This is a genomic window from Catenisphaera adipataccumulans, assembly GCF_014202755.1.
Classification (GTDB): Bacteria; Bacillota_I; Bacilli_A; order Erysipelotrichales; family Erysipelotrichaceae; genus Catenisphaera; species Catenisphaera adipataccumulans.
Genome location: NZ_JACHHK010000003.1, coordinates 191,947 through 215,011, shown reverse-complemented (window position 1 = coordinate 215,011; position 23,065 = coordinate 191,947). Strand labels below are relative to the sequence as shown.

Annotated in this window: 26 protein-coding genes and 1 other annotated feature; of the genes, 19 read left to right on the top strand and 7 right to left on the bottom strand. The window is 48.6% G+C overall.

All coding sequences use genetic code 11. From position 1 onward, the window contains the following. Positions 1 to 9: 9 nt before the first annotated feature. Positions 10 to 636: a vitamin B12 dependent-methionine synthase activation domain-containing protein gene (locus tag HNQ47_RS05090; RefSeq protein ID WP_183328212.1), complete on the bottom strand. Its 627-nt coding sequence runs from the start codon at positions 634 to 636 to the stop codon at positions 10 to 12. Further along, positions 633 to 1,496 carry a methylenetetrahydrofolate reductase [NAD(P)H] gene (metF, locus tag HNQ47_RS05085; protein WP_183328210.1) on the bottom strand — a complete coding sequence of 288 codons (864 nt, stop codon included), beginning with the start codon at positions 1,494 to 1,496 and terminating at the stop codon, positions 633 to 635. Before metF ends, HNQ47_RS05090 begins: the two co-directional genes overlap by 4 nt. 138 nt (positions 1,497 to 1,634) lie before the next feature. On the opposite strand from metF, the gene HNQ47_RS05080 reads away from it, so the two are divergent. The 11 genes from HNQ47_RS05080 (at position 1,635) to argF (ending at position 12,751) form a co-directional block, all read left to right on the top strand. Continuing rightward, positions 1,635 to 2,585, top strand: coding sequence for an ABC transporter substrate-binding protein (locus HNQ47_RS05080; protein ID WP_183328209.1), 951 nt, complete (start codon positions 1,635 to 1,637; stop codon positions 2,583 to 2,585). After that, positions 2,557 to 3,576 carry a FecCD family ABC transporter permease gene (locus tag HNQ47_RS05075; protein WP_221248030.1) on the top strand — a complete coding sequence of 340 codons (1,020 nt, stop codon included), beginning with the start codon at positions 2,557 to 2,559 and terminating at the stop codon, positions 3,574 to 3,576. Before HNQ47_RS05080 ends, HNQ47_RS05075 begins: the two co-directional genes overlap by 29 nt. Continuing rightward, positions 3,573 to 4,340 carry an ABC transporter ATP-binding protein gene (locus HNQ47_RS05070; RefSeq protein ID WP_183328205.1) on the top strand — a complete coding sequence of 256 codons (768 nt, stop codon included), beginning with the start codon at positions 3,573 to 3,575 and terminating at the stop codon, positions 4,338 to 4,340. Before HNQ47_RS05075 ends, HNQ47_RS05070 begins: the two co-directional genes overlap by 4 nt. Next, positions 4,333 to 4,599: a hypothetical protein gene (locus HNQ47_RS05065; RefSeq protein WP_183328203.1), complete on the top strand. Its 267-nt coding sequence runs from the start codon at positions 4,333 to 4,335 to the stop codon at positions 4,597 to 4,599. Before HNQ47_RS05070 ends, HNQ47_RS05065 begins: the two co-directional genes overlap by 8 nt. 67 nt (positions 4,600 to 4,666) lie before the next feature. Further along, positions 4,667 to 4,868, top strand: a binding site (T-box leader). A 62-nt stretch (positions 4,869 to 4,930) separates the two neighbouring features. Then, complete coding sequence (locus HNQ47_RS05060) at positions 4,931 to 6,157, top strand: argininosuccinate synthase (RefSeq protein ID WP_183328201.1); 1,227 nt, start codon at positions 4,931 to 4,933, stop codon at positions 6,155 to 6,157. 14 nt (positions 6,158 to 6,171) lie between these two features. Beyond that, complete coding sequence (gene argH, locus HNQ47_RS05055) at positions 6,172 to 7,548, top strand: argininosuccinate lyase (protein WP_183328199.1); 1,377 nt, start codon at positions 6,172 to 6,174, stop codon at positions 7,546 to 7,548. Next, complete coding sequence (argC, locus tag HNQ47_RS05050) at positions 7,541 to 8,581, top strand: N-acetyl-gamma-glutamyl-phosphate reductase (RefSeq protein ID WP_183328197.1); 1,041 nt, start codon at positions 7,541 to 7,543, stop codon at positions 8,579 to 8,581. The genes argH and argC overlap by 8 nt, the downstream gene beginning before the upstream one ends. A 12-nt stretch (positions 8,582 to 8,593) precedes the next feature. Continuing rightward, positions 8,594 to 9,811 carry a bifunctional glutamate N-acetyltransferase/amino-acid acetyltransferase ArgJ gene (gene argJ, locus HNQ47_RS05045; RefSeq protein WP_183328195.1) on the top strand — a complete coding sequence of 406 codons (1,218 nt, stop codon included), beginning with the start codon at positions 8,594 to 8,596 and terminating at the stop codon, positions 9,809 to 9,811. Next, positions 9,808 to 10,680, top strand: coding sequence for an acetylglutamate kinase (argB, locus tag HNQ47_RS05040; protein WP_183328193.1), 873 nt, complete (start codon positions 9,808 to 9,810; stop codon positions 10,678 to 10,680). The genes argJ and argB overlap by 4 nt, the downstream gene beginning before the upstream one ends. Then, complete coding sequence (locus HNQ47_RS05035) at positions 10,667 to 11,842, top strand: aspartate aminotransferase family protein (protein WP_246346065.1); 1,176 nt, start codon at positions 10,667 to 10,669, stop codon at positions 11,840 to 11,842. The genes argB and HNQ47_RS05035 overlap by 14 nt, the downstream gene beginning before the upstream one ends. Beyond that, complete coding sequence (gene argF / locus HNQ47_RS05030; RefSeq protein ID WP_183328189.1) at positions 11,843 to 12,751, top strand: ornithine carbamoyltransferase; 909 nt, start codon at positions 11,843 to 11,845, stop codon at positions 12,749 to 12,751. Between the two features lie 87 nt (positions 12,752 to 12,838). Here the strand turns inward: argF and HNQ47_RS05025 are convergent, their stop codons facing one another. Next, complete coding sequence (locus tag HNQ47_RS05025) at positions 12,839 to 13,756, bottom strand: calcium/sodium antiporter (RefSeq protein WP_183328187.1); 918 nt, start codon at positions 13,754 to 13,756, stop codon at positions 12,839 to 12,841. Positions 13,757 to 13,988: 232 nt separating this feature from the next. Here HNQ47_RS05025 and HNQ47_RS05020 point away from each other — a divergent pair, with 232 nt between their 5' ends. From HNQ47_RS05020 to HNQ47_RS04995, 6 genes are all read left to right on the top strand, one after another. Next, positions 13,989 to 14,600, top strand: coding sequence for an MBL fold metallo-hydrolase (locus HNQ47_RS05020; RefSeq protein WP_183328185.1), 612 nt, complete (start codon positions 13,989 to 13,991; stop codon positions 14,598 to 14,600). A gap of 169 nt (positions 14,601 to 14,769) precedes the next feature. Then, on the top strand, positions 14,770 to 15,420 hold the full coding sequence (locus HNQ47_RS05015) for a hypothetical protein (protein WP_183328183.1): 651 nt from the start codon (positions 14,770 to 14,772) through the stop codon (positions 15,418 to 15,420). 55 nt (positions 15,421 to 15,475) lie between these two features. Then, positions 15,476 to 16,495 (top strand): patatin-like phospholipase family protein, encoded by a 1,020-nt coding sequence (locus HNQ47_RS05010; protein WP_246346063.1) that lies wholly within the window; start codon positions 15,476 to 15,478, stop codon positions 16,493 to 16,495. 110 nt (positions 16,496 to 16,605) lie between these two features. Next, positions 16,606 to 17,202 carry a zinc ribbon domain-containing protein gene (locus HNQ47_RS05005; RefSeq protein ID WP_183328181.1) on the top strand — a complete coding sequence of 199 codons (597 nt, stop codon included), beginning with the start codon at positions 16,606 to 16,608 and terminating at the stop codon, positions 17,200 to 17,202. Positions 17,203 to 17,313: 111 nt separating this feature from the next. Continuing rightward, a complete protein-coding gene (locus HNQ47_RS05000; protein WP_183328179.1) occupies positions 17,314 to 17,778 on the top strand; it encodes a MarR family winged helix-turn-helix transcriptional regulator in 465 nt (154 codons plus the stop codon). Continuing rightward, positions 17,759 to 18,217: a GNAT family N-acetyltransferase gene (locus HNQ47_RS04995; RefSeq protein WP_183328177.1), complete on the top strand. Its 459-nt coding sequence runs from the start codon at positions 17,759 to 17,761 to the stop codon at positions 18,215 to 18,217. Before HNQ47_RS05000 ends, HNQ47_RS04995 begins: the two co-directional genes overlap by 20 nt. 58 nt (positions 18,218 to 18,275) lie before the next feature. Here the strand turns inward: HNQ47_RS04995 and HNQ47_RS04990 are convergent, their stop codons facing one another. Beyond that, on the bottom strand, positions 18,276 to 18,737 hold the full coding sequence (locus HNQ47_RS04990; protein ID WP_183328175.1) for a RidA family protein: 462 nt from the start codon (positions 18,735 to 18,737) through the stop codon (positions 18,276 to 18,278). Positions 18,738 to 18,835: 98 nt separating this feature from the next. Between HNQ47_RS04990 and proB the strand changes: the two genes are divergently transcribed. Beyond that, positions 18,836 to 19,966, top strand: a complete 1,131-nt coding sequence (proB, locus tag HNQ47_RS04985) for a glutamate 5-kinase (protein ID WP_183328173.1) — start codon at positions 18,836 to 18,838, stop codon at positions 19,964 to 19,966. Continuing rightward, a complete protein-coding gene (locus tag HNQ47_RS04980) occupies positions 19,963 to 21,192 on the top strand; it encodes a glutamate-5-semialdehyde dehydrogenase (protein WP_183328171.1) in 1,230 nt (409 codons plus the stop codon). Before proB ends, HNQ47_RS04980 begins: the two co-directional genes overlap by 4 nt. Positions 21,193 to 21,254: 62 nt before the next feature. Here the strand turns inward: HNQ47_RS04980 and HNQ47_RS04975 are convergent, their stop codons facing one another. The 3 genes from HNQ47_RS04975 to HNQ47_RS04965 all read right to left on the bottom strand — a co-directional run bounded on the left by HNQ47_RS04975 (position 21,255) and on the right by HNQ47_RS04965 (position 23,058). Then, complete coding sequence (locus HNQ47_RS04975; RefSeq protein ID WP_221248029.1) at positions 21,255 to 21,845, bottom strand: hypothetical protein; 591 nt, start codon at positions 21,843 to 21,845, stop codon at positions 21,255 to 21,257. 146 nt (positions 21,846 to 21,991) lie between these two features. Further along, entirely contained in the window at positions 21,992 to 22,696 is a 705-nt protein-coding gene (locus tag HNQ47_RS04970) for an ABC transporter ATP-binding protein (protein ID WP_183328168.1), read from the bottom strand. Then, positions 22,693 to 23,058, bottom strand: coding sequence for a GntR family transcriptional regulator (locus HNQ47_RS04965; RefSeq protein WP_183328166.1), 366 nt, complete (start codon positions 23,056 to 23,058; stop codon positions 22,693 to 22,695). Before HNQ47_RS04965 ends, HNQ47_RS04970 begins: the two co-directional genes overlap by 4 nt. Between the last annotated feature and the right edge of the window lie 7 nt (positions 23,059 to 23,065).

Genomic DNA, 23,065 nt, shown 5'->3' with positions numbered 1-23,065 from the left:
ATTCAGCTCCTAACGTCGATACGTACAATCAGTGCGGCTGCACGCTTCGCATCCTTGCAGGATGCAGTGCGATGGTTTCGGACTGATGCCGACCAAAGCCGTGACTGACTTGCTGGGCTGCATCAGTAAAGTATCTGTTAATGTCACACCGATGGTTTTCGGTAAATTCAAAAGGCGGGCAAAATCCCGCTGGTGATGGAGATCAAAGTCTCCGTATCCGCAGGAAAACCGCGGCCGGCAATAGCCGTCGGCTTCTGCGATGATGGTTTGATTCACTTGATCCACATAGCTTTCAATGGCGGCCGCACCGGCTGCCTGATAAATGGCTGCATCGGTCATGCTGACGATTTCGGCCCGCCGGATCAATCGATCGATTTCCGGCCCGATCGTCGCCGCAAACAGACAGACCGACGTACAGTCTTTCAAGTTGCGCAGCAGGCTCTGGCTGTGAATTTCCATATCGGCGATGCGGATGGTCTCATCCTCGATCGTCATGGGCTCATAGCGTTTGACGCTGCGGCAGTCCATCGTTTTTTCGATCTGAGCGATGCAGGCGTCGATCCGGGCGTCGATCTGTGCGTCCGGACGGACTTTCATATAACCGAGGTATCGCTCGGTTTCTTTCCGGTCGATCATGACCGCAGCATCGCCGAAATGTTGGCCTGAATGGCAGCGGCGACTTCCGGTTTGTTCATGGAATAAACATGAATGTGTTTAATGCCGTTGGCGATCAGATCGATGATCTGTTCACTGGCGTAGATGATGCCGGCTTGTTCCATGGCTTTGGGATCGTCTCCGAAATAATCGACAATGGCGCGGAAGCGTTCTGGTACGTTGGTGCCGGACATCTGTACGCTGCGCTGCAGCTGCCGCGGATTGGTGATCGGCATGATGCCGGCCAAGACTGGTACCTGAATGCCGGCTTCGCGGATCCGGTACAGAAAGTTATAAAAGATCGTGTTGTCAAAAAACATTTGGGTGGTCAAAAAATCACAGCCGGCTTCGACCTTGTTTTTCAAATGCTGGATATCATCGGCTTTGTGTGCACATTCAATATGTCCTTCCGGATAGCAGGCACCGCCGATGCAGAAATCGCCCTGCGCTTTGATATCCTGGATCAGTTCGTAGGCATAGGTGTAATCCTGGGATCGATGACCGTCTTTCGGCAGATCGCCGCGCAGCGCCATGATATTTTCAATGCCTTTTTCCTGATAGGTCTTGATCATTTTATGAACGTGTGCCCGGTCGGACGAAACGCATGTCAAATGCGGCAGCACTTCAACTCCCATGCGGTCGTGCAGATCGGCTGCCAGATCGGCTGTATACTGGCTCGTTCCGCCGCCGGCACCGTAGGTGATGCTCATGAAGTCGGGATGCAGCGACGCGATCGCGCGGGCTGCCTGTTCCACTACATCGTATGTATCCGCTTTTTTCGGCGGAAAAACTTCAAACGAAAGTGTTACTTGATCTTGATTCAATATATCGATAATTTTCATAGTTTTTACCTCTTTCGATATAGTATATCATTTTATCTCCATTGGCTTTTATCGATTTTACCTATGACTGACGCTAAGGAAAATTTATAGTCACTGTCATGCAGATTGGGTATAATAGAGACAAGTGAGGTAAAATGTATGAAGATCAAAAAATTATGCAGCTTTCTGTTGGCAGCGGTATTGTGCTGCAGTATGGCCATGGTGCCGGCATCTGCCAAATCTGTAAAGGACCGCAGCGGCAACACCATCGTGCTGCCAAAAGAAGTCAACACCATCGTATCGATGGCGCCTTCGACCACACAGGTCCTGATCGATATGGGACTGGCTGACAAGATCGTCGCCGTCGATACCAATTCCAAAGAGGATTTCGCCAGTCAGCTGAACGCGGATGTACAGTCCTTTGATATGATGAACCCGGACAACGAGGCCATCGTCGCTTTGGATCCGGATATTGTGTTTACCAGCGGCATGAGCTCGACCAAGGGCGATGATGCCTTCCAGGCGGTCCGCGATGCGGATATTTGCGTAGCGGATATTCCGAGCAGCACATCGCTGAAGGGCATCGAAAAAGATATTACGTTCATCGGCCGCTGTGTGAAAGAAAAAGATGAAGCCGAAGATATTGTCGATGATATGGAAGATGAGATCGAGGATATCAAAGATGTCGCGAAGACGATCAAAAAATCCGACCGCAAGACCGTGCTGTTTGAACTGTCGCTGCCAAGCGATGATTCACCGACCATTTATACCGCCGGCAAAAAGACCTATATTGATGAGATGATCACGACCATCGGTGCAAAAAATGCGACGCATAGTCAAAAAGGCTGGATCAGTGTATCCGAAGAAGAAGCCGTAGCGATGGATCCGGATGTGATCATCACGAACGTCGACTACACGGATGACCCGGTCAGTACGATCTTGGCAGATGACGGCTGGCAGGATGTGGAAGCAATTGTTAAAAAACAAGTTTATTCCATTGATACGGATACCAGCAGCCGCCCAAATCAACATGTCGTGGATGCGATGATCGAGATGGCGAAGGATGTTTATCCGGAAGAATATGCGAACTTCGGTGACGACGAAGACTAAAATTATCCTTTCCATTTTATTCTGCCTGCTGCTGACGGGAATCGCCGTGGCTGCAGGCAGTATTTCTATTTCCGGCACGGAAATGGCGGCCATCCTTCGTCATCATCTGTTTCATGCTTCGCTGCCGTCTTCGATCTCGGCGATGACCGATACAATTTTCTGGAAAATTCGTCTGCCGCGGGTGCTGGTGGCTTTTCTGGTCGGGGGCATGCTTTCGGTCAGCGGAGCGGTGCTGCAGGCTGTATTGGAAAATCCGCTGGCTTCTTCATATACGCTTGGTGTCTCGTCCGGTGCCTGTCTGGGTGCGGCGCTGTTCATGGTCCTGCCGATCTCAGCAGCCTGGGCGCTGCCGGCCGGGGCTTTTGTGTTCGGTTTGGCGACGGTGCTCGTGGTCTTGGGACTGACACGGCTTCTTGACCGGTCGGCGCACAATGAGACCATTATTCTGGTCGGTATCGTTTTTTCTCTTTTTGTCAATGCGGTCATGACATTGATCAACGTGCTGTATGCCGATAATATCCGTCAGCTTTATATGTGGATGATGGGATCGTTTTCCTCACGCGGCTGGCAGCACATCAAAATCATGCTTCCAGTCTGTATTGTCGGCTGTATCATTTTATCCCGCTGCACAAGAGAGCTGGATCTGCTGACGTTCGGGGATGAGCAGGCGATGGCGATGGGTGTACAGACGTCGAAAGTCAAGCGCATTCTGATCTTGACCGTGACCATGCTTACCGCGATCTCGGTCTGCTTTACCGGGACGATCGGATTCATTGATCTGGTCGCACCGCATGTGGTGCGGCGGATCTTCGGCCCGCAGCACCGAGTGGTCCTGCCGATGGCTTTCGTCTATGGCGGCGGCCTGCTGGCATTTGCGGATATGCTTTCCCGCTGTCTGGCCGCTCCGCTGGAAATTCCGGTCGGCGCGATCATGGCCTTGGTCGGCGCCCCGTTTTTCGCCCTGCTTTATTTTCGAAAGAGGTCTTTATGAAACTGATCGGAAAAAATATCTGTACATCATATGGCTCAACAGAAATACTGCATCATTTGAATTTTTCTATCGAACTGGGACAGTCGGTCTGTATCTTGGGCAACAATGGCTGCGGGAAAACAACACTTTTAAAAACGATCTGCGGGGTACTGCCGCACGAAGGAGATCTTTTCTTTGATGATCGTTCCGTATCGCATTGGTCACGCCGACAGTATGCAAAGTATTTTGCGATGCTGCCGCAGTTTTCACGATCTTATTTCGACTATACCGTTGAGCAGACCGTGCGAATGGGGCGGTATGTCCATGATATGAGCGATACCGGCATTGTTGCGGAAGTGATGGCAAAAACGGGCATCGAAGATCTGAAGCACCGGACACTGAACACATTATCCGGCGGTCAGCTGCAGCGTGTGCTGCTGGCTCGGACATTGGCCCAAGAGGCACCGATCCTGCTGCTTGATGAACCGATGAATCATCTGGATCTGAAGATGCGCAGCGAATGGCTGGATCTGCTTCAAGAATGGATGCAGGGAAAAGAGGAAATTAACGGCAGGATCATCCCGCATACTTTGATCGCGGTGTTCCATGATCTGGAGGCCCCGCTGACCATCGGCGATGACTTTCTGTTCCTCAAAGACGGCTGCCTGTTGGCGCATATGGCCAAGGAACAACTGCCTGAAACCATCTGGTCATCGGCACTGGGCATCGATATTCGTCAATACGCGAAGCAGCAGCAACAGCTGTGGGAGGACTTGTATGATTGAAGGCATGAAAGCGGATCTTGTCAGAGATTGTCTGGTTTTATTGATCCGGCCGGAAGCCGATGAACTGGAAACAAAGATCAATGAAGCCTGTGCCTATTTTCTGAATAAGGATTATCGGGCTTCGGTTCCGTTTGATTTGTCTTTGTGTCTTTTGGATATCCGGCTGACGGAAGTCAATGAAGCACGGCTGGCGGAACTGGAAACGATACAGAACAATGTCGCACCGCTGAATATCCGTCTGCAGATTTCAGTGGAATGAAAAATTTACATTTTTTGAAAAAGGTATTGACATTCTTTCAGCGGGAGTCTATGATAAACGCGTAATCAATAAATCGTTGACTAGGAGAGTAAGCTTGATGAAGTCACCAGCGAGGCGGTACAGAGTGGAAGGCCGCCGGGCGGAAGCAGGCAGAAACGCACCTATGAGAGTTCAGGCGAATCAAGTAGTCTGAAACGTTTCCCCACGTTACGGAAGAGAGGCCTTGTTTGAGGCAACTAAAGTGGTACCGCGTTGACAGCGTCTTTGGATATTTCTATTCAAAGGCGCTTTTTTCTTAGCTGGACGAGCGTAGAAAGAAGAGGACAAGTACATGAACAACACAAAAGATTACAAAAAAATTGTATTAGCTTATTCGGGCGGATTGGACACTTCGATCATGATCCAGTGGCTGAAGGAAAACTATAACGACCCTGAAATTATCGCGGTATCCGGCGATGTCGGACAAAAAGATGAATTGGAAGGTCTGGAAGAAAAAGCACTGAAAACGGGCGCAAGCAAGTTCTATGCGCTGGATTTAAAAGATGCATTTGTTGAAGATTATATCTTCCCATGTTTAAAGGCAGACGCCGTTTATGAAGGTGTGTATTTGCTGGGTACATCCATGGCAAGACCGCTGATTGCCAAAGGTCTGGTGGACATTGCGAAAAAGGAAGGCGCTGATGCGATCTGTCATGGCTGCACCGGTAAAGGCAATGATCAGGTACGTTTTGAGTTATCGATCAAAGCATTCGCTCCGGAGATGCCGATCATCGCACCGTGGAGAGAATGGGAACTGAAATCCCGTGATGAAGAGATCGACTATGCAGAAGCACATCACATTCCTCTGAAGATCAATCGGGAGACCAACTACTCGAAAGATAAAAACATCTGGCATTTAAGCCATGAAGGACTGGATCTGGAAAACCCGGCCAACGAACCGGATTACGATAAGATCCTGGAACTGGGCGTAACGCCGGAAAAAGCGCCGGATGCCCCGACATATATTACGCTGCATTTTGAAAACGGTGTACCGACACAGCTGAACGGCGAAACGATGTCTGCTCAGCAGCTGCTGCTGAAGCTGAATGAAGTCGGCGGCCAGAACGGCATCGGTATCATCGATATGGTCGAGAACAGACTGGTCGGCATGAAATCCCGCGGCGTATACGAAACGCCGGGCGGCACGATCATGTATAAAGCACACGCGCTGCTGGAAACGATCACCATGGACAAAGAAACGCAGCACTTTATGCAGCATGTATCGGTCAAATACGGTGAACTGGTCTACAATGGTCAGTGGTTCACCCCGCTGCGCGAAGCGTTGGATGCGTTTGTAAATAAAGCCAATGAAAGTGTCAACGGCGATGTAAAACTGAAATTGTATAAGGGCAACATCATTCCGGCCGGCATGACTTCGCCGACCACGCTGTACTCAGAGCAGATCGCCAGCTTCGGTGAAGACGACAGCTATGATCAAAGCGATTCGGCTGGCTTCATCAACTTGTTCGGACTGCCGATCAAGGTCAAAGCGCTGCAGGATCAGAAAAACAAGAAATAAAAAGGAGCAGAATTATGGCATTATGGGGCGCAAGATTTCACACACAAAGCGACCGCCGGCTGGATGAATTTAATTCATCCATCGCCGTCGATCAAAATATGGTCAATGAAGATATTGCCGGAAGCATCGCGCATGTGACGATGCTGGCGCATCAGAACATCATCGATCAGGAATCGGCTGATGAAATTGTGAAACATCTGAAACAGATCAAGTCCGATATCGAAACGGGTGCGCTGGTGATCGATCCAGAAGCAGAAGACATTCATATGTTTATCGAAGGGGAATTGACCAAACGGACCCCGGCAGGCAAAAAGCTGCACACCGCACGCAGCCGCAATGATCAGGTCGCCGTGGATTTTAAAATGTATGCGATCAAATCCTGCCGGATCGTATCGGCAGACGTCATCGATCTGATAAATGCCCTGCTGGAGCAGGCAGAAGCCAATACAGAAACCATCATGCCAGGTTATACCCATCTCCAAAGGGCACAGCCGATCACATTTGCCCATCATTTGATGGCGTATGTCGAAATGTTCAAGCGGGATCTGTCCCGTCTGGCTGACGCCGAGAAACGAGCTAACCAATGCCCGCTGGGCTGCGGTGCCTTGGCGACGACCACCTATCCGATCGATCGGGAAATGACCGCTGAACTGCTTGGTTTTGACGGACCGACATTAAACAGCTTAGATGGTGTCAGCGATCGGGATTTTGCCATCGAAATGGTCAGTGCCTTCAGCCAGATCATGATGCATTTATCTCGGTTGTGTGAAGAAATCATCCTCTGGTGCAGCTGGGAATTCAAATATGTCGAATTAAGCGATGCGTTTGCGACCGGCTCGAGCATCATGCCGCAGAAAAAGAATCCGGATGTAGCGGAGCTGGTACGCGGCAAGACCGGCCGGGTATACGGCAATCTGCAGACCCTCTTGACCATGATGAAAGGCTTGCCGCTGGCGTATAATAAGGATATGCAGGAAGATAAAGAAGCTTTTATGGACAGTGCCGCAACGGTTCATCATTGTCTGATCACAATGACGCCGATGATCGAAACGATGCGGGTGCTGCCGGAAAATATGCGCAAGGCGGCCGCCAAAGGCTTTATCAACGCCACGGATTGTGCCGATTATTTAACGAAAAAAGGCATGGCGTTCCGGGATGCGTATACAACGGTCGGTCAGTTGGTGAAATATTGTATGGATCATGGGCTGACGTTGGAAACTTTGTCGCTGACTGATTATCAAAAAGCCAGTGAGTTATTTGATGAGGATGTCTATGATGCGATCGCGCTGGAAACATGTGTTTCCAAACGGAAAGCAATCGGCGGACCGGCCCCGGAGACGGTCAAGGCGCATATTGAAAGTGTGAAAAAGGAGCTGAAGAACTATGTCTAAATTACATGTCGGTGTGATCGGTGCCAGCGGATATGGCGGCGCCGAACTCGTTCGTCTGCTGCTGCGGCATCCGCACGTGCAGGTGACAGCGGTCTCATCGCATCAATATACCGGCCAGACGCTGGCTTCGTTGTATCCAGGATTTCAGGATGTCTGCGATCTGACGTTCGTTGAGCAGGATGAAGTCATCGCCAAAAGTGACTGTGTATTTGCGGCGCTGCCAAGCGGTTATTCTGAACCGATCGCCGAAGCCTGTGTTCAACAAGGAAAGAAATTTATCGATCTTGGCGCCGATTTTCGTTTAAAGGATGCCGATGTATATGAACAATGGTATGATCATTCTTTTCAGAATGAAAAGTTACATGCCGATGCGGTCTATGGTTTAAGTGAGATCTATCACGATGAAATTGAACAAGCTTCGGTCATCGGTAATCCGGGATGTTATCCGACTTCTGCGGCATTGGGATGTTACCCGGTGCTCAAGAACCATTGGGCAAAGGGAATGCCGATCATCATTGACTCCAAATCCGGTGTGACCGGTTCTGGTAAAAAATTGACAGAAGGAACGCATTTTCCGCGGACCAATGAAGCATTTGCGCCCTATAAGGTCGGCTGCCACCGTCATACCCCGGAAATTGAACAAACGCTGTCCGGATTTGCCGAAGAACCCGTGCAGGTGACGTTTGTTCCGCATCTGCTGCCGATCAACCGCGGCATCGTTTCGACCATCTATCTGCATTGTACGAAGAAAGTCGATCTGGAACAGATCCATCAGCTGTATGTCGATACCTATGCGGATGCTCCATTTGTGCGGGTGCTGGATCTTGGCAAGACCGCGGATCTGAAATTTGTGAAGTATTCAAACTATTGTGATATTTCTTTGCATATGGATGAACATACCGGTATGTTCATTGTTGTTTCTTGTATCGATAATATGGTCAAGGGCGCAGCCGGCCAGGCCATCCAGAATATGAATATCATGTATCATTTTGAGGAAGATGCCGGTCTGAAAGGGATCGCGCCTTCGTTCTAGAAAGGAAAAACTATGAAGTGTTCCGCAAAAGGAGTGTGTGCAGCGAAAGGATTTACGGCCAACGGCATCCATGCCGGGATCCGCGATCAGGATCCGGCCCGGAAAGACCTGGCACTGATCTACAGTGAACAGCCGGGGACCGCTGCCTGCGTTTACACGACCAATAAAGTAAAAGGAGCCCCGATCCAAGTAACCAAAGCTCATTTGAAGAATGGAACGGCCCAAGCCATTGTCGTCAACAGCGGTAATGCCAATACTTGCAATGCGGACGGCATTGAGATCGCGGAAGCAATGTGTGACAGTGCGGCGCACGCGCTGGACATTGACCCGGAAAAAATGATGATCGCATCCACCGGCGTGATCGGACAGCCGCTGCCGTTAGGACCGATCACCGCCAATATGGCAAAATTGACAGCCGGTTTGGATCAGGATGGACATACAGATGCGGCCCAGGCAATCATGACGACGGATACCCATCCGAAAGAATATGCCGTTACTTTTGAACTGGACGGCAAACCCTGCGCCTTGGGCGGCATGGCCAAAGGCTCCGGCATGATCCATCCCAATATGGCCACGATGCTTTCATTCGTGACTACGGATGTGAATATCAGCGCGGCCATGCTTACTGAAGCGCTGCATGAAGTTTGTGCCGACACCTATAATATGATCTATATCGACGGAGATACCTCGACCAATGATACCTTCGGGGTATTGGCCAATGGGATGGCCGGCAACGCATGCATCACGGAAAAGAATGAAGATTACCAAATATTTAAAAAGGCATTGTATGAAGTGGCGATGCATCTGTCCAAGATGCTTGCCAAAGACGGCGAAGGTGCGACCAAGCTGCTGACATGCAAAGTGACGGGCGGTGCATCGGTGAAAGATGCAAAAGCGATCGCCATGTCGGTAGTTTCTTCGACCCTGCTGAAGTGTGCGATCTTTGGCGAGGATGCCAATTGGGGCCGGATCTTGTGTGCCATTGGATATGCCGATGCCAAAGTGGATATCGATCAGGTGGATGTTGATCTGATCAGTGCCGGCGGCGATGTAGCAGTCTGCCGGGATGGTCATGGCATCCCGTTCAGTGAAGACAAAGCCCTGGAGGTTCTGAAACAAGATGAGATCACCGTGTCCGTGGTTCTGCACGACGGTACCGGACAGGCGGAAGCCTGGGGCTGTGATATGACATATGATTATGTAAAGATCAACGGGGAGTATCGGACATGAAAGATCAGGCAATTGAAAAGGCCCGTATTTTATCGCAGGCCTTACCGTATATTCAAAAATACAACAATAAGATCGTGGTCATCAAATACGGCGGCAACGCGATGACCGATGAACAACTGAAAAAGAATGTCATGGAAGATGTCGTGCTGCTGAGTGAGATCGGGGTCAAGATCGTACTGGTGCACGGCGGCGGACCGGATATCAACGCGATGCTGAAGGCGGTCGGCAAGGAATCCAAATTCATCGACGGCCTGCGTTATACCGATGAAGAGACCATGAGCTATGTGCAGATGGTCCTGGCCGGAAAGACCAATAAAAATCTGGTATCGATGATCTCGGATCTGAAATCAAAAGCCGTCGGTATCTGCGGCATGGACGGAAATATCATCGAAGCAAAAAAACATGAAACGCCGGATCTGGGGTATGTCGGCGATATCGTCGAGATCCACCCGCAGTTGATCTTCAAACTGCTGGATGACGGCTATATTCCGGTCGTCGCCAGCATCGGTACGGATGACAATCATGTATACAATATCAATGCGGATATGGCAGCCAGTGCGATCGCCGGTGCGCTGAATGCAGAAAACATGGTCTTTGTTTCCAATGTGCCAGGCGTATTGAAAGATGCAGAGGATGAAGGTTCCTTGATCCCGCAGATCCATGTCCGGGATGTTCAGCATCTGATGGAAGCGGGGATCATTTCCGGCGGTATGATCCCGAAAGTGCAGTGCTGTGTGGATTGTGTCCGACAGGGTGTCAAGAAAACGGTGATCATCGACGGCCGCATTCCGCATGCGCTGTTGATTGAAATGCTCAGTGATGAAGGAATCGGAACGATGATCGTAGGAGATGAATATGAAGAACTTTAAAGAAATCGATGATCAATATGTCGCGCATTCGTATGCGCGTTTTCCGGTTTTGATCCAGTCCGGAAAAGGCGTCTATGTATATGACGACGAAGGGAAAAAATATATAGATTTTACCAGCGGGATCGGTGTCAATTCTCTTGGCTATCAATATGAAGCCTGGGTGCAGGCGGTCCGGGAACAAGCTGGCACGATTGCGCATACTTCCAATCTTTTCTACAATGAACCGATGTTGGAACTGGCCGAAAAGCTGGTGACCAGAGCCGGCATGAAAAAAGTCTTTTTCGGCAATTCCGGCGCCGAGGCCAACGAAGCCATCATCAAGGCGGCCCGCAAGTATGCCAATGATCATTATCATGGCCGGCGCACCGAAATTTGTACCTTGAATAATTCTTTCCATGGCCGGACCATGGAGACCTTATCGGCGACCGGTCAGGAAGTGTTCCATCAAGATTTCTTCCCGATGCCGACCGGCTTTCAGTACGCCGATCCGAATCTGGAAGATGTGAAAGCGAAGACAAATGAACATACGGCGGCCATTTTATTGGAAATGATCCAGGGAGAAGGCGGCGTCGTGCCGCTGGATCCGAAATTTGTTCAGGATGTGGCTGATTTATGCAAAGAAAATGACTGGCTGCTGATGGTGGATGAAGTACAGACCGGTATCGGCCGCTGCGGTACATTCTTTGCGTATGAGCAGTTCGGTATTCAGCCGGATCTGGTGTCCAGTGCCAAAGGGCTGGGCGGCGGTCTGCCGATCGGTGCTGCGCTGATCGGTGAAAAATGCGAAGATGTCTTTCAGCCGGGTGACCATGGTTCGACATTCGGCGGCAATCCGATCGTATGTGCCGGTGCCAATGTGGTCATAGATACATTAACGCCGGCTTTCCTTGACGAAGTGAAAGAAAAGGGCGATTATTTAAAGAGTGAATTATCGAAACTTCCGCATGTGGTTCAAGTTGACGGCTTGGGAATGATGCTTGGCGTACAGTTTGATGAGATGAAGGGCATCGATGTGGTGAATGCGTGTCTGAAAAAAGGTGCGCTGTTTCTGACGGCGAAGGACCGTCTGCGTCTGCTGCCGCCGTTGGTGATGACGAAAGCGGAAATCGATGAAGGACTGAATATCTTAAAAGATGTACTGAGTCATTGGGAGGAAGCGTAAATGAAACACTTTTTAACATTGTTGGAGACACCGGCCGATGAGATCATCGAAATGCTGGATCTGGCTGATCAGCTGAAACAAGAGACCAAACAGGGAATCTTCAGACCGTATCTAAAAAATAAAACCATCGGTCTGATTTTCCGGAAATCCAGTACCCGTACCCGCGTGTCTTTTGAAGTTGGTGCCGTGCAGCTAGGGGCTTATCCGCTGCATTTGGATGCAGCGACCATGCAGATCGGCCGCGGCGAACCGGTGCAGGATACAGCGCGTGTGCTTTCCCGCTATCTGGATGGGATCATGATCCGAACTTATGAGCAGGAAGAAGTTGAAGGACTGGCTAAATTTGGTTCGATCCCGGTCATCAACGGCTTGACAGATTTTGCGCATCCGTGCCAGGTCATGGCCGATCTGCAGACCATTCGTGAACGGAAAGGCAAGCTGGCCGGACTGAAGATGGCCTTTATTGGTGACGGCAACAATATGTGCAATTCTTTGATGGTCGGTGCACTGAAAACGGGAATGGCTTTTTCCTGTGCATGTCCGCAGGGATATAAGCCGGATCCGAAGGTGCTGCAGTTTGCGGAAGCATACGATTGCTTCGAATGTGTCGATGATCCGATGACGGCTGTCAAAGATGCCGATGTGATCTTGACGGATGTCTGGGCAAGCATGGGCGAAGAAGGCGAAGCAGAAAAACGCCGTCAAGTGTTTGAAGGAACGTATCAGGTCAACGCGGCTTTGATGGCAGAAGCACATCCGGATGCGATGGTGCTGCATTGCCTTCCGGCGCACCGCGGCGAAGAAATCACTGAAGAGGTTTTTGAAGCCCATGCGGATGAAATCTTCGAAGAAGCAGAAAATCGCCTGCATGCGCAGAAAGCAATTATGCTTACTTTGATGGGTGATTGATTTTAGACGGAATTGGTCTATAATAGAAAAGGAGACCGCCGAAGCAGTCTCCCGGGAACGGTAAACGCATACGACCGTTCTCTTTTTTTATCGAATGAATAAATAAATTGTATACACCACATAAACGGCAACCATGATGATGCCTTCTTTGCGGGAAAGTTTGCCTTTGGTGCGGCTGAAAAGATAAATCAGGACCGCAACGCCCAACAGAATGATGCTGTCGATCCAGGATTCAGCTTCCAGATGCAGCGGATGCAGCAGGCAAGAGAAGCCAAGAACGAATAAGATATTGAAAATATTTGATCCGATCGCATTGCCTAACGCGAGCCCGCTTTGTCCTTTGCGGGAAGCGACGACGCTGGTCATCAGTTCCGGCAGTGAGGTGCCGATCGCAACGATGGTCAGGGCGATGAAGTTATCCGATACGCCCCAGCTGCGCGCGATCAACGTGGCGTTGTCGACGACCAGATCGCCGCCGACGATGACCGCAGCCAAACCAATTGCGATGAAGACCAGACTTTTCGGCAGACTGAGCTGCTTGATCGGCTCTTCTTCCGCACGGTTGTTGATGGCGGAACGCACCATCACGATAACATAGAGAATGATGCCGATGGTCAGGATCAGGCCTTCCCATTGGCTCATGGTCAGATTGGCGGCAAACACGATCAGCAGGGCAGAAATAATAATATTTAACGGCATATCACGTTTTAAGATGCTTTTGTTGACCGTAAAATCTGCGATGATCGCACTGCAGCCGACAACGACTAAGGTGTTGAAAATGTTGGACCCCACGACGTTGCTGAAAGCAATGTCATTATTACCGGCCACAGCGGCGCTGATACTGACAGCTGCTTCCGGGGCGCTGGTTCCAAAGGCAACGATGGTCAGTCCAATGATGACACTGGGAACTTTTAATATTCCGGCAAGCGATGAGCTGCCGTCGACAAACAAGTCCGCTCCTTTGACCAGGAAGAAGAACCCGATCAATAACAGGACATACATCATAATATATGTGCTCCTTTCCGGTGATAAAAGAAAAAGACTTTTATCACACATGAAAACATGTGATAAAAGTCTTGTGCTTGCTGAGAAAACCGGCTAAATGGATTAGCGTGATGACGATTCAATCAACATGGTTTCCCATGTGACTACTCCCTTTTATCTCCTGTATTTTACAAGATTCCGGTGTTTTTGTCAAAACGGAGCATGCTATAATAAAAACAACGGAGGTGACTTTATGATTCAGATCAAATGGCTTGGACACAGCTGTTTTCAAGTGATCCGGGATGACTTCATCATTGTTTTCGATCCATATAAAGATGGTTCTGTACCTGGATATCCGCCGCTGCGCACAGAAGCGGACTTAGTATTGTGCAGCCACGAACATGCCGATCACAGCGGCAGAGAATGTGTCAAGAAACGGCAAGGGCATCCAGATCCTTGGCAGATCGCCTATATTGATTCGTTCCATGACGAAAATCACGGCCGGCAGCGCGGAACCAATCGAATTTATATCTTATCCGACGGGACGAAAAAAATTGTCCACATGGGAGATATTGGCTGTCCGCTGATGCCGGAGCAGGAAGCAAAACTGAAAAATGCCGATGTGATGATGATGCCGGTCGGCGGATTCTATACATTGGAGCCGGCACGGATCAAACATATTGCGGATCGTCTGCAGCCCCGAGTCCTGATTCCAATGCACTATCGGCATGGACCATACGGTTATTCGGAAATCCAAACGATTGACCCGTATTTAAAGCTGTGTGATCCTGTGGTCCGCATCCATGATTCCGTTTATTTGGTCGAAGATGTGGATAAACCGCAGACCGTCGTTCTGCCATTTTAGCCCGATATCGGGCTTTTTTTCTGTTTTATACATAAAGAATGTCACATTAACAATCTATAATAAATTAAACTTATAAAAGAATGGTGAAATATCTGTTCTTTATAGAAAAAAAGTGGAAATGTTTTTGAAAATAGGCTATGTTTATAGCGGAAGAGAGTGGGGCAGTTTTATGAAAACAGAGGAACAAATCAAACAAGTACTGAATCACTACATGGATGAAGCCCAAACTGGGAATATTCGTGGTGTATTGGAAACTCTGGATGCGGATGCAGATGATGAGACACGTTTTACCGATGCGCCGGCCCGTGTCGATCATGTGATCGATTTTTTGAAGAAGGATTTTGCCAAGGACATCCCGGTCGATACACAGCTGCAGGAAAAATTTGAACATTTTGTGGTTGAGATTTTTCATGCCTACATCCGAGCCAGTATGCAGGACTATCAAGTGCAGTCGATCGATGTGATGGATCAGACCGCAGATGCCGTTCTGCAGGTCGTCAGCATTGATGAAAATGCGTGGACGGATATTGAAAAGGTGACGAACGATCGTTTTGTACGCTGTATGAATTGGCTGGATGAAGTGTGCTGGAACGATTATTATCAGGAACATCAGGAGGAATTGGCGCAGATCATCGAAGAAAAAGGTCTGCTGTCTGCCTATAATCGAGTTTATGATGAATATCTGGACTTTTTGGTCCAGCAGGCGGATCATGTGTTGATGGAGCGCCGCAGAACTGCAATCAATCTGGAATTTTCTTTGATTTTCAAGGACAGCCAGTGGAAGATCAAGAAGATCCACGTTGCAGAGAAAGCAATTTGACATCTGATATTGATTTGATTATAGTAAGGGCACGTCATCGAAGGGGGGCGTTGTCTTGAAAATCAATTCAATCGAGCTGGCACAAATTAAACAGCGTGTCAAAGCGGCCAATGTTTCGAAATTGCGTGAAAAAGTACATGATATCCCGGAAGATCTGCAGATCAGCCGGACACACCGCGTGTTTTCCGGTGTAGATGATCTGCCTTCCGGTATTGCGACCAACCATATAACAGAAGGATGTCTGGTGCTCGAGGGCGGTGCCTTTCGCGGCGTTTATACGTCAGGGGTATTGGATGCCTTGATGGAGGCAGACATCAACCTGCGGGCAACGGTAGGCGTTTCTGCCGGTGCGCTGAACGGAGCCAGTTATGTTTGCGGCCAGATCGGCCGCGCTGCCCGGATCAACTTGACGTATCGTCATGATTCCCGTTATGTCGGTGCGCAGGCAATGGTCCAGAATCACGGTGTGATCGGGTTTGATTTCATGTTTCATGAGGCGGATAAAGAGCATCCGATGGATATGATCCGATTCAATGCACCGAATCGGCGGTTTGTCGCCGTGGCAACCAATTGTGTGACGGGGCAGCCGGCATTTTTTGAAAAAGGAAAATGCACAGACATTTTTCAGGCCTGCCGGGCTTCGGCATCCATGCCGTATGTGTCGCAGATGGTGGAATTAGACGGTCAGCCCTATTTGGACGGCGGCTGTTCGATGTGCATTCCGTTTCCGTGGGCACTGGCAGAAGGTTATGAGAAGATCATTGTCGTGAAAACCAGACCGAATGATTACCGCAACGAAGTCGAACCGAAAAATCATTCAATCACGAAGACGATGTATATGAATTATCCGGAGTTTGAAAAGAATCTGGAAAATATGGACGAACGATATAATGATGAGTGCAATGAGCTGGAAAAGCTTCGCCGACAAGGACGAGTTTATGTGATCTGTCCGAGCCGGGATCCTGATATTGGACGTCTGGAACGAAATATGGAAAAACTAGGTGATCTCTATTACCTGGGCTACAACGATGTTTTAGATCAGCTGGATCAGATTCGTTTTTATTTAAATAGTTAAGCGCATAATAGCGCTTTTTTTCATACAAGATTGACAGTGAAAAAATGGAATTCCGGTTTTTCCCCGGAACAAAAGGTGATAGAATAAAACATAAGCAAAGGGGAATGTGTATGATCTGTAAAAACTGCGGATACGAAAACGATGATCAGGTAAAATTCTGTGTCAACTGTGGTGAATATCTATACGATGATCCCGAAGAAGAAACAGAGAAAGAAACGGCACCCGAACCGGAAAAAGAAGAAAAGACGGAAGAAAAAGCACCGGAAAATAAAGGCAATGATAAGAAAAGCAAACGTTTTTTAAAACGTGAAAAGAAAAAAGCCAAGAAAGAAAAGAAAACCGGCGGCATTACTTTCTGGCAGTCTTTAAAACGAATCATGATCGCGGTCTTTATCACAGTGATCGTGTGCTTTGGCTGTGGGATCTACTATTTCTATAATCAGAAGCAATCCAATGCGAAGGAATTAGCGGAACTGCAGGAAGAAAATAAAGATCAGGCCAAAGAAATCAAGCGTCTGAAAAAAGAATTGAAGCAGGCGCAGAAAGATAAAGAAGATGCATTGGTGAACGAAAAGCTGGCAGAACGCGATAAGAAACAGGCGCAGGAGGCATTGGATGATGCCGAAGCAGAGCTGGAAGCGCTCCAAGACGATTCTGACGATTCGTCGTCTTCCTCGTCGTCGACAAGCAATAACACATCTTCCTAAGCAAGGATCGATACAAAATGATCACGGAAACGTGATCATTTTTTGTTGACAAAGTCAACTATTTAGAGTAGGATACAAATAGTTGATTTAGTCAACTAAATGGAGGAATCTATGGATTCAAAGACAAAAAGTGATATTGTCCATCAAGTACGTGCCTTTAATCGTTTTTATCTGCCGGCGATGAATCTGCTCGGAAACCATTATCTGGGTTCGGAATATTCGGCTTCGGAGGCACGGGTCATTTATGAGATCTATGAGCAGGAAGGCTGTAATGCCGCTCATATTTCGAAAGTGATGAATATGGATAAAAGCTATTTAAGCCGCGTGATCAATCGTCATGTCAAGAAAGGTTATATTGAACGACGGCAGTCGCAGCAGGACAGCCGTTCGTATCGTCTCTATTTGACGGAAAAAGGAAAGCAGCGTGCCGAAGCCTTTATCCAGGCTTCGGATACAGAAATCTGGCAGATCATCGGCCGTTTGACAGATGAGGAGTTAAGAGAACTGGAACAGGCCATGTGTCGGATCATGCAGTTGATGCAGAAGGGAGAAGACAATGAAAATCGTTCCGTATGAAGAAAAATATAAACAAGATTTTATTGATATAAATAAAGAATGGATCTCGGCCATGTTTGAGATCGAGGGACAGGATGAAAATGAGTTTGACGATATCGATCATTATCTGAAAAACGGCGGCCAGATATTTTTCGCCCTCGATGATCAAGATGCGGTGATGGCGACATGTATGATCGCACCGCGGGAGGACGGCGATTGGGAAATTATGAAATTTGCGGCCCGCGGCATGTATACGGGGACCGGCGCCGGCAGTGCCTGTTTAAAGGCATGCATCGATTATGCCAAGGAAAAACAAATCCCGCATTTGATCATTGTCTCCAATCGCAAATGTACTCATGCGATCCATTTGTACCGAAAATTCGGTTTCCAGGAAATGCCGGTCGATCGGGAGAAATTTCCGTTTGAGCGGGCGGATATCGCTTTTGAAATGAGTTTATAAAAAAGAGCATCTGTGATGCTCTTTTTGGAAAGGATGTTCCCGGTCACACGGGACTTTTTTATTCCACTTCGAAAATGGCTTCCACCTCGACCGGGGAATTCATCGGCAGCTGGTTGATACCGACCGCGGTACGGGCATGTTTGCCGGCTTCGCCGAAGACATCAAATAACAGTTGGCTGGCGCCGTTGGTCACCAGGTGCTGTTGGTCAAATCCCGTTTTCGATGCCACAAAAGCCTGCACTTTCACGACATTTTTCACGCGGTCCAGATCGCCTAAATAGAATTTTACGGCCGCAAGCATGTTGACGATGCAAAGGCGGGCGCATTCTTGGCCTTGCTCCAGCGTCAGTTCGCTGCCCAGTTTGCCTTCATACAACAGGCTGCCGTCAGCTTTGGCCGGCAGCTGGCCGGAGATAAACAATAAGTTACCGACTTGTTTGACCGGAATGTACATGGCTTTTGGTTCAGAACCAGCCGGCAGATCAATGCCGAGTTCTTTGATTTTTTGTTCGTATTTCATAGCTTTCCTCTTTTCTGCTGCTTTCACTATAAGACGGTCTTTCCGCTTTTGTCAAATACCGCAGAATAGAGTATACTGAAAAAAATGAGGAACATTTTATGAGAGATTTTTCCAATACCAAGCGTATGATCATTAAGTTTGGTTCTTCGTCATTGTGCGATGACCATGACCGCATCGATCCGGAACGAATATTAAATTTTATCCGTCAGATCGCGATGTTACATCGGCGCGGGATCCAAGTGACCGTGGTTTCCAGCGGCGCGATCAATGCCGGTGTACAGGAGCTAAAATTACGCCGCCGGCCGAATAAGCTGTCTCAGAAACAGGCGCTGGCAGCCATCGGCCAGGCGTCGTTGATGAAGACCTACGAGAATTTGTTCCGCCTCTTTCATCTGCAATGTGCACAGATCCTGCTGAATCATGATGATTTTGATGACCGGAAGCGCCTGCTCAACTTATACAATGCCCTGCAGGCGATGTTTGATTATAATGTCATCCCGATCATCAATGAAAATGATACCTTGGCAGTGGATGAAATCAAGGTGGGGGACAACGATACGCTGGCCAGTCTGATGGTCCCGGTCGCCAATGCGGATCTGGTCATTCTGGTCAGTGATGTGGACGGTTTATACAATCAAAATCCGCACGAGAATCCGAATGCCAAACTGATCCATGATATCGATGAGATCACGCCGGCTGTGGCCGCGATGGCCGGAGATACCGATACGAATGTTGGTACCGGCGGGATGGTGACCAAGCTGCGGGCAGCGAAGATCTGCAACGAATTCGGCTGTGATATGGCGATCATCAATGCGGATGCGGAAAATGGTTTTCTTGATCTGATGGACGGCAAACCGATCGGTACATTCTTTAACGGAAAATCCGGGCGTACGTTAAGCGCCCGGCAGCACTGGATCCTGTATCGGAGCCGTCCGCGAGGAAGGATCGTCATCGATGACGGGTGTGCGAAAGCCATCCGCCGCCATAAAAGTCTGCTGCCTTCCGGCGTTGTTTCAGTCGAAGGATACTTCTCGATGTCGGCGGTCGTGGACGTGATCGATATCCAGGATCGGCTGATCGCCCGCGGCATCGTCAACTATAACAGCGAAGAAATCAACAAGATCAAAGGTCTGAAGACAAATGAAATTGAATCGGTCTTACACTATAAAGATTATGACGAAGTGATCCATGCCAATAACATGGTCTTAAAGAAGGAGATGCAAGGATGATCGAACAAACTTTAAAAGAAGCAAAATTTGCGTGCCGGGCGATGCAGCTGGTCGACAAGGATACGAAGATCGAAGCGCTGAAGAAAATCCATGACAACTTATTGAACCGGATGTCATATATCCTTTCGGAAAATGATAAAGATATTCAGGCTGCCCGGGCCAACGGCATGCGCGAATCCATGATCGACCGTCTGCAGCTCAGTGAGGCGCGGCTGCAGGAAATTGCCCAAGGGGTCTTGGATGTCGCTGCTCTGCCGGATCCGATCGGGGAAGTGGTTCGGGAAATTCACCGTCCCAACGGTCTGCTGATTAAACAGGTCCGCATTCCGATCGGCACAGTGGCGGTGATCTATGAATCGCGTCCGAATGTGACGGTGGATATCGCTGCCATCTGTATCAAGACAAATAATGTATGCGTGCTCAAAGGCGGCAAGGAAGCTATCCATTCAAATATCGCGCTGGCTGAAGTGATGAACGAAGCCATCAAGGATGTGCTGCCGGCTCATGTGATCAATATGGTCCAGGTAACGGATCGGCAGGCAGTCAATGATATTTTAAATGGTATCGGTCTGGTAGATGTGGTCATTCCGCGCGGCGGCAAAGGCTTGATCCAGCACGTGGTGCAGAATGCGAAAGTACCAGTTATTGAAACCGGTGCCGGCTTATGTCATGTCTATGTAGATAAGGAAGCCGACCTGGATATGGCGGTGCGTATTGCGGTCAATGCCAAGCTGCAGAGACCTTCGGTATGCAACGCAATGGAGACGCTGCTTGTTCATAAGGATGTAGCGGAAGAGTTTCTGACCAAACTGAAACCGGAAATTGAACGTGTGCAGGTCTACGGCGATCAGACCGCGCTGCACTATCTGCCGGGACAGACGGCAACGGATGAAAACTACAGCACCGAATATGATGACTATAAATTGAACGTCAAAGTGGTCAATGATGTGGATGAAGCGATCGAGCACATTTATGATCATTCCACCAAGCACTCGGAAACCATTGTCACTGAAAATAAAGCGACGGCTCAGTATTTTATGGATGCCTTGGATTCGGCTTGTGTCTATCATAATGCGTCTACGCGTTTTACGGACGGCAGCCAGTTTGGTTTTGGTGCCGAAGTCGGCATCAGTACCCAGAAGCTGCATGCCCGCGGGCCGATCGGCTTACCGGAAATGACCAGCACAAAATATCTGATTTATGGCAGCGGACAAATCCGTGAATAAGAAGCTCCGTATACGGAGCTTTTTTCATGCAAAAAAGCAAGACGTTTCCGCCTTGCAGGATATTAGATTAAATTGTACTTCCTTTTCAGTAAATACCGATTGATCAAATAGATCACCAGGACCAATATGGCAGTGACAAAAAATAACCATAAGACATTGTTTTTCAGATCATCCGCAGAGGAAACGGAACCAACATTCACCAAACAAATCGAGTAAACAATGATCCCGGCCGCGTAGCATAAAACCAACACCATGGTTCGTTTGGTCGGAAAGAAGTTCGCAATTGCTGATGTGAAATGACAGAAGACCGCATAGAGAAGCGCCTGCAGAATGATGAACGCAAATGAGAAGCCAATCAAGCCGTTCAGTGAAATATCGAAGTTCTGCAGAAGCATACTATTGAGTCCCTCTTTATGATCAATAAATTGATCGTAGATGGCCATATCGGATAAAAAGAGCAGTGACAGTCCTAACATCACTTGACTGAGCACGTCCCAGACCACATACGCCAGGATGTGAGATACCATCAGCTGATCTTTGCTTACCGGCAGAGAGTTATATAAATATGCCTGATCCAGGTACATACGCTGATTATAACGCCGGATCAAAACGACGTGGATGCCGATCGAAGAAACGAAAAACATCCCAAACAATAATAAATTAAAAACCTGGAAAAGGATAAGGGATGATTGATCATAATCATACATTATCTTTCCGCTTATATAGGATAGGATCAGTGTTGCGCCGAATATCAGCAATAATGCCGGACTGACGGATTTCATATCATATTTAAATAATTTTAGTAACATTTGAAGGCCTCCTTGAAGTATTCGTTGACACTGCAGCCATATTGTTCGCGGATGGTCTCGACCGATTCATGCAGCTGAATATGTCCTTTTTGGATAATGATGGCTTCATCCAGGATATTTTCCACGTCGGCAATCAGATGCGTCGAAATCAGGATCGAAGCCTTGTCACGTTGGTAATTGGATAAAATCGTGTGCAGGATAAAATCACGTGTGGCCGGATCGACGCCGCCGATCGGTTCATCCAGCAGATACAGACGGGCATTCCGGGCCATGCATAAAATCAGCTGCACTTTTTCTTTATTTCCTTTCGAAAGCAGTTTGATCTTCTCCGATGGATCCAACTGAAGCTTTTGGATCATATCTTCCGCACGGCTTTTGTCAAAATCGGCGTAGAAATCTTGATACAGCCAAAAGAGATCACGGATCTTCATCGATTCATCGAAAGACATCAGATCCGGCAGATAGGAAACCATTGCCTTTGTTTCCGGCCCGGGCTTTTTTCCGTCGATCAGAACTTCACCTTCTGTCGGGGTCAATAACCCCTGGATCAATTTGACCAGTGTCGTTTTGCCGCTGCCGTTGGGGCCGAGCAGGCCAATGATCTTTCCGTCCGCGCAGGATAAATTGATATGATCCAGTGCCGTGGTTTGGCCGGGATAAATTTTTGTCAAATCATGACAATCTAATATATTCATTGTTCTTCCTCATTTCTTTCAATATATTCGATCAATTCTGCTTTGGTCAATCCGTAGATCTTAAGCTTTTTTAACAGTGTCTGGATCTCCTGCTTTACCAAGGATTCTTTGAGCCTGCGGATTTTCTCTTCGTCCGTTGTGACGAAACGGCCGCTCGTCCGATGGCTTTCGACCAGTCCGCTGCGTTCTAATTCGCTCATGGCTTTCTGCAGGGTGTTGGGATTGACGCCTGCTTCCAGTGCCAGGGCACGCACCGAAGGCAGCTGCCCTCCGGGCGGGTAGACCCCTGTAACGATATCTGTTTGGATCCGATCGATGATCTGCAGATAGATCGGCCGATCCGGATCAAGTTTCCAAGTCATATTCACC